The sequence below is a fragment of the Streptomyces sp. M-16 genome, assembly GCF_052114405.1.
Classification (GTDB): Bacteria; Actinomycetota; Actinomycetes; order Streptomycetales; family Streptomycetaceae; genus Streptomyces.
In genome coordinates, this window is the sequence record NZ_JBFRER010000187.1 from 1 (window position 1) to 10051 (window position 10051).

Consider the following 10051-nt stretch of genomic DNA (forward strand, 5'->3'; position numbering starts at 1 on the left):
AGTCCAGTGCGCACCCCGTCCTCACCATCGGGATCCAGGAGGCCGCCGAGGCCGCCGGTGTCGACGTCCTGGCGACCGGTTCCCTGCGCCGTGACGAAGGCGGACTCCAGCGCTTCCTGACGTGTGCCGCCGAGCTCTTCGTGCGCGGCACCGACATCGACTGGGCGCAGCTCTTCGAGGGCACCGGCGCCCGCCGCGTCGACCTGCCCACCTACGCCTTCCAGCACACCCACTACTGGGCCCCCACCTCCCCCGCCGGAGTCGGCGACGCCGCGGCCGCGCGGTTCGGCATGGAGTGGGAGACCCACCCTCTGCTGGGCGGAGCCCTGCCCCTCGCCGAGACGGGAGAGGTGCTGTTCACCGGGCGGATCTCGCTCGTCGACCACCCGTGGATCGCCGATCACGCCGTCTCCGGCCGGACCCTGCTGCCCGGCACCGCCTTCGTCGAGCTCGTCCTGCACGCCGCCGCCGCGACCGGCAGCGCCGGCCTGGAGGAACTCGGCCTTGAGGCACCGCTCGTGCTCCCCGGACGCGGAGCCGTCCAGGTCCAGGTACGGGTGGGGGCCGCCGACGGGAGCGGACGCCGCACGGTGAACCTGCACTCCCGCACCGAGGCCGACGGCGCCCCCTGGACCCGTCACGCCTCCGGCGTCCTCGCCCCTGCCCCGGCCGCGCCGCGGGTCCCGGCGGCGGCCGACTGGGCGGGCGCCGACGGGGCGGCCTGGCCGCCGCCCGGAACCGAACCCGTCGAACCGGACGAGGTCTACGCCCGCTTCGCCGACCTCGGCTACGAGTACGGCGACGTCTTCGCCGGGATCACCGCCGCCTGGCGCCGCCCCGGAGAGGTCTTCGCCGAGATCCGCCTCCCCGCCTCCGCGCGGAGCACCGCCGGGCTCTACGGGGTCCACCCGGCGCTCCTCGACGCGGCGCTCCAGCCGTGGCTCGCGGGCGGACTCCTCGACGTGCCCGACGACGCGGTGCTGCTGCCGTTCGCCTGGCAGGGGGCCACCCTGCACGCGACCGGGGCCGACGCCCTGCGGGTCCGTCTCGCCCGCACGGCGGACGGCGCCGTCTCACTGGAGGCCGTAGACCCGGCCGGGGCGCCCGTCCTGACCCTCGACGCGCTCGTCATGCGGCCCGTGCCGCGCGAACGCCTCGCCGCGCTCCTCGGGGCGGCCGACGACGGGCTGCCGCTCTACCGGATCGCCTGGCAGGGCCCCGCGCCCGCCGCGCACCCCGTGCCGACCGAGGCCGGACGGCGGAACTCGGTACACCGGCTGGCCGTGGCCGGCACCGACGGCACCGGCCTCGGATCCGGGGCGGCCGGCGTACCCGTCGACGTCCATCCGGACCTGGCCGCGCTGTTCGCCGCCGTCGAGGCGGGCGCCCCCGTGCCCGACGCCGTCGTCGTGTCCTTCCCGGATTCGGATCCGGCCCCGGACTCGGACCCGGACACGGAGCCGACGCCCGGCCGGGCCCCGGCCCCGGAGGCCGTACACGAGACCACCGCGCGGTGCCTGGCCCTGCTGCGCGAATGGCTCGGCCACGACGAACGGCTCGGCGCGGCCCGGCTGGTCGTGCTGACCCGGCGGGCCGTGGCCACCCGGCCCGGGGAGGCGCTGCCCGGGCTGTCGGCCGCCGGGCTGTGGGGTCTCGTACGCTCCGCGCAGAGCGAGCACCCCGGCCGCTTCGTGCTCGCCGACACCGACGGCACCCCCGCCTCGGCGGCGGCCCTCGTCGAAGCCCTCGCCACCGGCGCACCGCAGTTCGGGCTCCGCGACGGCGAGCCGCTCACCCCCGTCCTCACCCCCGTCCTGGCGCGCCGTCCCGAGGACGACGCCCCCGGGACGCCCCCGGCCGGATTCGACCCGGAAGGGACCGTCCTGGTCACCGGCGGGACCGGCACGCTGGGACGGCTCCTCGCCCGGCACCTCGTCACCGCCCACGGAGTACGGGGCCTGCTGCTCGTCAGCCGCAGTGGACCCGCCGCCGACGGAGCCACCGAGCTGGAGCGGGAACTGACCGCGCTGGGGGCACGCGTCGAGATCGCCGCCTGCGACACGGGTCACCGCTCCGAACTGGAAGCACTGCTCTCGCGCGTCCCGGCGGCCCACCCGCTGACCGGCGTCGTGCACGCGGCGGGCGTCCTCGACGACGGGGCGCTCACCGCCCTCGACGCCGCCCGGCTGGCCACCGTACTGCGGCCCAAGGCCGACGCCGCACTGCACCTGCACGAGCTGACCGCCCACCTGCCGCTGTCGGCGTTCGTCCTGTTCTCCGGCGCCGCCGGCCTCCTCGGCCGCCCCGGACAGGCCAACTACGCCGCCGCGAACACCTTCGTCGACGCCCTCGCCCAGCACCGCAGGGCCGCCGGACTGCCCGCCGTCTCCCTCGCGTGGGGCCTGTGGGGGGAGGCCACCGGGATGACCGGGCACCTCTCCGACACCGACCTGCGGCGCATGCGGCGCTCCGGGCTCGCCCCCATGAGCAACGAACAGGGCCTCGCCCTCTTCGACCGGGCCCTCGCCGCCCCCGCCGCAGCCGCCGACGAGGCCCTCCTCGTCCCCCTGCGCCTGGACACGGCGGCCCTGCGCCGCGAGCAGGCCGCGCACGGACCCGACGCGGTGCCCGTCCTGCTCCGCGCCCTGGTCCCCCCGGCGGCGCCCGCGCCCCGCGCCGCCACGACGGCCACCCCCGTGGCCCCGGCGGCGGCAGCGGCCGGTGGGATCGCCCCGGGCGAGGAGACGGCACGGGCGCTCGCCCTGCGCCTGTCCGGGCTCGACCCGGCCGCCCGGCACCGGGAACTGCTCACCCTGGTACGGGGTGAGATCGCAGCGGTCCTCGGCTTCGCCGGCCCCGGCGCCGTCGAACCGGCCCGGCCGCTGCGCGAGACCGGCTTCGACTCGCTGACCGCCGTCGAGCTCCGCAACCGGCTCACCGCCGCGACCGGACTGCGCCTGTCGCCGACCCTCGTCTTCGACCACCCCACCGCACAGGCCGTCGCCGAACACCTCGGCGGGGAACTGCGCGCGACCGGGAACGGCAGCGCCGCCGCGGGCGAAGCGGCCCTCGCCGGGCTCGCCGCCCTGGAGGCCGCCCTCGCCGCCCTGGAGGCCGACGACATCGCCCACGAGACCGTCCACCGCCGGCTCACCCGGCTCGTCGCCTCGGTGGCCGCCGCCGCCGGGCCGCCCGCCGCACCGGCCCCCCTCGCGGCGGTCCCCGCCGCGGCCGCCGGGACCGGCCTGGATTCGGCCGACGACGAAGAACTTTTCGCCTTCATCGAGGAGCAGTTGTGACGGAGAGCGCCCCGCACCCCACGGTCGGAAGCGACGACAACTCGGCCAGGATCCGCGACTACCTCAAGCGGGTCACGGCCGAACTCGTCAGCACCCGCGAACAGTTGAGGGCCGTGGAGGAGAGCGCCCGGGAACCCGTCGCGATCGTCTCCATGAGCTGCCGCCTCCCCGGCGGCGTACGCACCCCCGAGGCGCTGTGGCAGCTCCTCGAATCCGGCACCGACGCGATCTCCGGCCTGCCCGCCGACCGCGGCTGGGACCTCGACGCGCTGTACGACCCGGACGGCGCCGCCCCCGGCACCAGCTACGCCCGCGAGGGCGGGTTCCTCCACGACTGCGCCGACTTCGACCCGGAGTTCTTCGGGATCTCGCCCCGCGAGGCCCTCGCCATGGACCCGCAGCAGCGGCTCCTGCTGGAAACCTCCTGGGAGGCGTTCGAACGCGCCGGGCTGCGCCGGGAAGACGTCCGCGACAGCCGTACGGGCGTCTACGCGGGCGTGATGTACGACGACTACGGCGCCCGCGTCCCCCACACCCCGGGCGTGGCCGTCCCCGAGGGCCTGGAGGGCTACCTCGTCAACGGCAGCGCGGGCAGCGTCGCCTCCGGCCGGGTCTCCTACACCTTCGGCCTGCGCGGACCGGCCGTCACCGTGGACACCGCCTGCTCCTCCTCGCTCGTCGCCCTGCACCTGGCCGCGCAGGCCCTGCGGGCCGGGGAGTGCGACCTCGCGCTCGCGGGCGGAGCCACCGTGCTGTCCACGCCGACGATGTTCATCGACTTCTCGCGCCAGCGGGGCCTGGYCGCCGACGGCCGCTGCAAGGCCTTCTCCGACGACGCCGACGGCACCGGCTTCGGCGAGGGCGTCGGCATGCTGCTGCTCCAGCGGCTCTCCGACGCCCGTCGCGACGGCCGCACCGTCCTGGCCGTACTGCGCGGCTCGGCCGTCAACCAGGACGGCGGCGGCGCCGGACTGACCGCCCCCAACGGCCCGGCCCAGCAGCGCGTCATCCGCGCCGCCCTGCGCCAGGCCGGCCTCACCGCCGACCAGGTCGACGCCGTCGAGGCCCACGGCACCGGCACCAGGCTCGGCGACCCGATCGAGGCCCAGGCCCTCCTCGCCACCTACGGCCGCGCCCGCCCCGCCGGAGAACCGCTGCTCCTCGGCTCCCTCAAGTCCAACATCGGCCACGCGCAGGCCGCCGCCGGGGTCGCGGGCGTCATCAAGACGGTGCTGGCCCTGGGGCACGGGGTCCTGCCCCGGACGCTGCACGCCGACACCCCGTCCAGTCGCGTCGACTGGACCGCCGGAGCCGTCACCCTGCTCACCGAGCGCACCCCCTGGCCGCGGCGGGGGGACGGGCCGCGCCGGGCCGGGGTCTCCGCCTTCGGGGCGAGCGGCACCAACGCCCACGTCATCCTGGAGTCCGCCGAGCAGCCGCAGGCCGCCGGGCAGCCGCAGGCCGCCGGGCAGCCGCAGAGCCCGATGACGGTGGGGCCGAACGCCGCGTCCGCCGGGTCTGCCGGGTTCGCCGGGTCCGCTGGGTCCACCCGGTCCGCCGATGACTCCGAGCAGCCGCGGCCCATCGCCTGGGCGCTCTCCGCCCGGACCCGGTCCGCCCTGCGCGACCAGGCCCGCCGCCTCGCCGACCACGTCGCCGCCCGGCCCGCGGACCGTACCGACCCCGCCGCCGTCGCCTCCGCGCTCGCCCACGGCCGCACCGCCTTCGCGCACCGCGCCGTCGTCCTCGGGGACGACCTCGACGCCCTGCTGCACGGCCTCGGCTCCCTCGCCGGGGACGACCACCCCGACACCGGGGCGACCGTCACCGGGGAGGCCGCCGAGGACCGCCGCACCGCGTTCCTCTTCACCGGCCAGGGCAGCCAGCGACCCGGTACCGGCCGCGAACTGTACGCCGCCGAACCGGTGTTCGCCGCCGCCCTCGACGAGGTCTGCGCCGCCTTCGACCCCCACCTGCCGCGCCCGCTGCGCACCGTGATGTTCGCCGGGCCCGGCTCACCCGACGCGGCCCTCCTCGACCGCACCCGGTACACGCAGCCCGCCCTGTTCGCCCTCGGAGCCGCCCTGTACGCGCTCGTCACCTCCCGGGGCCTGCGGCCCGACGCCCTCGCCGGGCACTCCGTCGGCGAACTCACCGCCGCCTACGTGGCCGGGGTCTTCTCGCTGCCCGACGCGGCCCGGCTCGTCGCGGCCCGCGGCCGGCTGATGGACGAACTGCCCGGGGGCGGTGCGATGGCCGCGCTCCAGGCCGGAGAGGAGGAAGTGCGCCCCCTGCTGGCCGGACGGGAGGACCGGATCGACCTCGCCGCCGTCAACGGGCCGGCCGCCGTCGTGGTCGCCGGGGACGAGCCCGACGTGGCGGAACTGGTCGAGCACTGGAAGAGCCGCGGTCGCGCCGCACGGCTCCTGACCGTCAGCCACGCCTTCCACTCGCCCCACATGGACGGCATGTTGACACAGTTCGAAGCGATCGCTCGCGGCGTCGAATTCCACCCGCCGAGGATTCCTGTCATGTCGAACCTGACCGGACGGCTCGCCACCGGCGACGCCCTGCGCACCGCGGACCACTGGGTCCGCCATGCGCGCCGTCCCGTACGGTTCCTCGACGGGATCCGCGCGCTGCGCGCCGAGGGCATCGACACCTTCGTCGAACTCGGCCCCGACGCCGTCCTCACGGCCATGACCCGCACCGTCCTCGACGACGAGGCGGAACAGCACGCCGGCACCGGATCCGGCACCACTTCCGGTACCGCCGCCTCCCCGGCGTCGGTCCCGGCCCCGGTCCCTGCTCCTGCTCCTGCCCCGGCCGCCTTCGCCGTGCTGCGCCGCGGCAAGCCCGAGGCCCGCACCTTCGCCCGTGCCATGGCCACCGCGTTCGTCCACGGCCTGCCCGTCGCCCCCGCCCCCGAGCCCGTTCCCGGTACCGGCCTCGCCGCCGAGCTGCCCACGTACGCGTTCCAGCGCACCCGGCACTGGCTCGCGGCCCCCGCCCCGGCGGCCCCGCTCGCCTCCGCCGGAGTCGACACCGCCGGACACCCCCTGCTCGCCGCCCACGTCGAACTGCCCGACGCGCAGGGCGCCGTGTGGACCGCGACCCTGTCCACCGCCGCCCAGCCCTGGCTCGCCGGCCACACCGTCGCCGGCCGTACCGTCGTCCCCGGCACCGCCCTCCTCGAACTCGCCCTCACGGCGGCCGCCGGCGACGCACTCGCGGAGCTCACCTTCGAGAACCCCCTCGTCCTGCCCGAAGACGCCGCCGTCCGCCTGCGCGTCCACCTCGGCCCCGCCGACGCCGACGCCACCCGGACCGTCCGCGTCGACTCCGCCCCCGCCGGCACCACCGACTGGACCCCGCACGCCACCGGCCGCACCGCGCCCCCCGACCCCACCGCCCCCGACCCCACCGCCCCCGACCCCACCGCCCCCGACGCGGCCGCCTTCGACGGCCTCACCGGCAGCTGGCCGCCCGTCGGCGCCGAACCCGTCGCCCTGGACGGCGAGTACGCCCGCTTCGCCGCCGCCGGCATCGGCTACGGCCCCGCCTTCCAGGGACTCCGGGCCGTCTGGCGGCGCGGCGAGGACGTCTTCGCGTACGCCGCCCTGCGCCCGGAGGAGAGCACCGACGCCACCGCGTACGGACTCCACCCGGCCCTCCTCGACGCCGCCCTGCACGCCGTCACCGCCGCCCGGCCCGACGCCCACGGGCTCGTCCCGTTCTCCTGGACCGGTACCGCCCTGCACACCCGCGGCGCCGACGCCCTGCGCGTACGGATCTCCCCGGCCGGCCCCGACGCCTACACCGTCAGCGCCACCGACCCCGAAGGCCGGCCCGTCCTCGGCGCCGCGTCCCTCGCGCTGCGCCGGGTCGCCACCGACCGGATCGCCGCCGCGGCCCCCGGCAGCACCCCGCTGCTCCAGCCGGCCTGGACCCCGCTCCCCGCCGGCCCGGCCGGCCCCGCCGCCCCCGCCTGGCACCTGCTCGGCACGGGCACCCCCGCCCTGGCCGACGCCCTGGCCGCCACCGGCACCCCCGTCCACCACCACCCCGCCGGCGACCTCGCCCGCGCCCTCGACTCCGTACCGGCCGGGGCGGCCCACGTCCTCGCCGACCTGCGCGGCGCCGACGGCCCGCAGGCCGTGGGCCGCGCCGTGCTCGCCCTCGCCCAGCGCTGGCTCGCCGACGAACGCCCCGAAGGGGCCCGACTCACCGTCCTCACCCACGGCGCCACCGACGCCGGCCCCGCGGGGTCCGTCACCGACCCCGCCGCCGCCGTCGCCTGGGGCCTGCTGCGCTCCGCGCAGACCGAACACCCCGGCCGGTTCGCCCTCGCCGACACCGACGAGGACCCGGCCTCCTACGCCGCACTGCCCGCCGCCCTCACCCGTACCGACCACCCCGGACAGCTCGCCGTCCGCTCCGGGACCGCCCACACCCCCGGCGTCGAACGCAACCGCGACGCCCGGCGCGAGCGGCCCTGGAACCCGGCCGGCACCGTCCTGATCACCGGCGGCACCGGTGGCCTCGGCTCCGCCGTGGCCCGCCACCTCGTCACCCGCCACGGCGTACGGCACCTGCTGCTGACCGGCCGTCGCGGCCCCGACGCCCCCGGCGCCGAAGCACTCGCCGCCGAACTGCGCGCCCTCGGCGCCGAGGTGACCCTCGCCGCCTGCGACGCCGCCGACCGCACCGCGCTGGCCGCACTCCTCGACGCCGTGCCGCCCGCGCACCCCCTCACCGCGGTGGTGCACACCGCGGGCGTCCTCGACGACGGCCTCCTCACCGCCCAGGACCCGGAGCGCCTCGCCGCCGTCCTGCGGCCCAAGGCCGACGCCGTCCACGCCCTCCACGACCTCACCGCCCACCTGCCGCTCGACGCGTTCGTGCTCTTCTCCTCCGCCGCCGGCCTGCTCGGCAGCGCAGGACAGTCCACCTACGCCGCCGCCAACGCCCACCTCGACGCCTTCGCCGCCTGGCGCCACGCCCAGGGACTGCCCGCCGTCTCCCTCGCCTGGGGCCCCTGGGCCGGCGACGGCATGGCCGGCGCCCTCGGCGGCGCCGACGCCGCCCGGCTGCGCCGCACCGGCCTCGCCGCGCTCCCGCAGGCCGAGGCCCTCGACCTCTTCGACGCCGCCCGCGCCACCGGCCGGCCCGTCCTGCTGCCGCTGCGCCTCGACCGGACCGCCGCCCGGGAGGCCGGGGACGCGCTCCCGCCCGTCCTCGGCTCCCTGCTCGGCCCGGACGAGCGACCTGCCGCCGCCCCCCGGCCCGACGCCCCCGGCCCCCGGCGGGAGACCCTCGCCGACCGGATCAAGGGCCTGTCCCGCGCCGAACGCCCGGCACTGCTCCTGGACCTCGTACGCACCGAGGTCGCGCGCGTCCTCGGATTCGCCGGCCCGTCCGACGTCGGCGCGCACCGCAGCTTCCGGGAAGCCGGCTTCGACTCGCTCACCGCCGTCGAACTGCGCAACCGGCTCAGCGCCGAGACCGGCCTGCGCCTGACACCGACCCTCGTCTTCGACCACCCGACGCCCCGGGCCCTCGCCGAACACCTCGACGCGGAACTGCCCGGCGCCGAAGCCTCCGTGCTCGCCCTGATCGGGCAGCTCGGCGCGGCGACCGCACAGGCAGACCTCGACCAGGACGCCCGCCGAACGGTCGCCGACCACCTGACCGCGCTGCTCGCCGAACTCGGCACCACGGTCACCGCCACGGAAACCGCCACCGCCACCACCGCGCCGGCCACCGCCGGGGCCCCGGCGGACCCGGGCCGGGGCAAGGTCACCGAACTGCTCCACTCCGCATCCGACGACGAACTGTTCCAGCTGCTCGACAGCGGCTTCCGCTCCATCTGAAGCCCTGCACCGACACCTCCAGGGGAGAGCCGTGTCCGCTCACGACACCAACCAGGACGCCACGGGCAACGAAACCAGGCTCCGTGAATACCTCCGCCGCGCCATGGCCGAACTGCACGAGACGCAGGCACGGCTGCGCGAGGCCGAGGAGCGCGGCAACGAGCCGATCGCGATCGTGGGGATGGCGTGCCGTTTTCCGGGTGGGGTGAGTTCTCCGGAGGGGTTGTGGGATCTGGTGTCCTCGGGTGTGGACGCGGTGTCCGGTTTCCCGGTGGACCGTGGGTGGGACGTGGAGGGGCTGTTTGATTGAGGCGGGGGAGTTCGATGCGGACTTCTTCGGTATTTCGCCGCGTGAGGCGGTGGCGATGGATCCGCAGCAGCGGTTGTTGCTGGAGACGTCGTGGGAGGTGCTGGAGCGGGCGGGTGTGCCGGCCTCGTCATTGCGGGGATCGCGCACGGGCGTCTTCGTCGGCGCCATGTACCACGACTACGGCACCGACCGCCCCGCCGCCCTCGACGACACCGGCGGCTACGGCGGCACCGGCACCTCCGGCAGCGTCGTCTCCGGCCGCATCTCCTTCGCCCTGGGGCTGGAGGGCCCTGCGGTGACCGTGGACACGGCCTGCTCTTCGTCGTTGGTGGCGCTGCACCTCGCCGCGCAGTCCCTGCGCAGTGGTGAATGCGATGTCGCCCTCGCCGGCGGCGTCACCGTGATGGCGACCCCCTCCACCTTCGTGGAGTTTTCGCAGCAGCGGGGGCTGGCGGTGGACGGCCGGTGCAAGGCGTTCTCGGACGCGGCGGACGGTACGGGCTGGGCCGAGGGTGTGGGGATGCTGCTGGTGGAGCGGTTGTCGGACGCGGTGGCGCGGGGTCATCGGG

At 77.0% G+C, this 10051-nt stretch carries 2 protein-coding genes and 1 pseudogene; all 3 read left to right on the plus strand.

Features of this window, described 5'->3' with window-relative positions:
- Window positions 1-3299: type I polyketide synthase (locus AB4039_RS39945; RefSeq protein WP_442273080.1), on the plus strand; the 3299-nt coding region annotated here is incomplete at its 5' end.
- On the plus strand, window positions 3296-9172 hold the full coding sequence (locus tag AB4039_RS39950; protein WP_442273081.1) for an SDR family NAD(P)-dependent oxidoreductase: 5877 nt from the start codon (window positions 3296-3298) through the stop codon (window positions 9170-9172). The genes AB4039_RS39945 and AB4039_RS39950, both read left to right, overlap by 4 nt.
- A gap of 31 nt (window positions 9173-9203) precedes the next feature.
- Window positions 9204-10051: pseudogene (locus AB4039_RS39955) on the plus strand (beta-ketoacyl synthase N-terminal-like domain-containing protein); the annotation flags it as partial.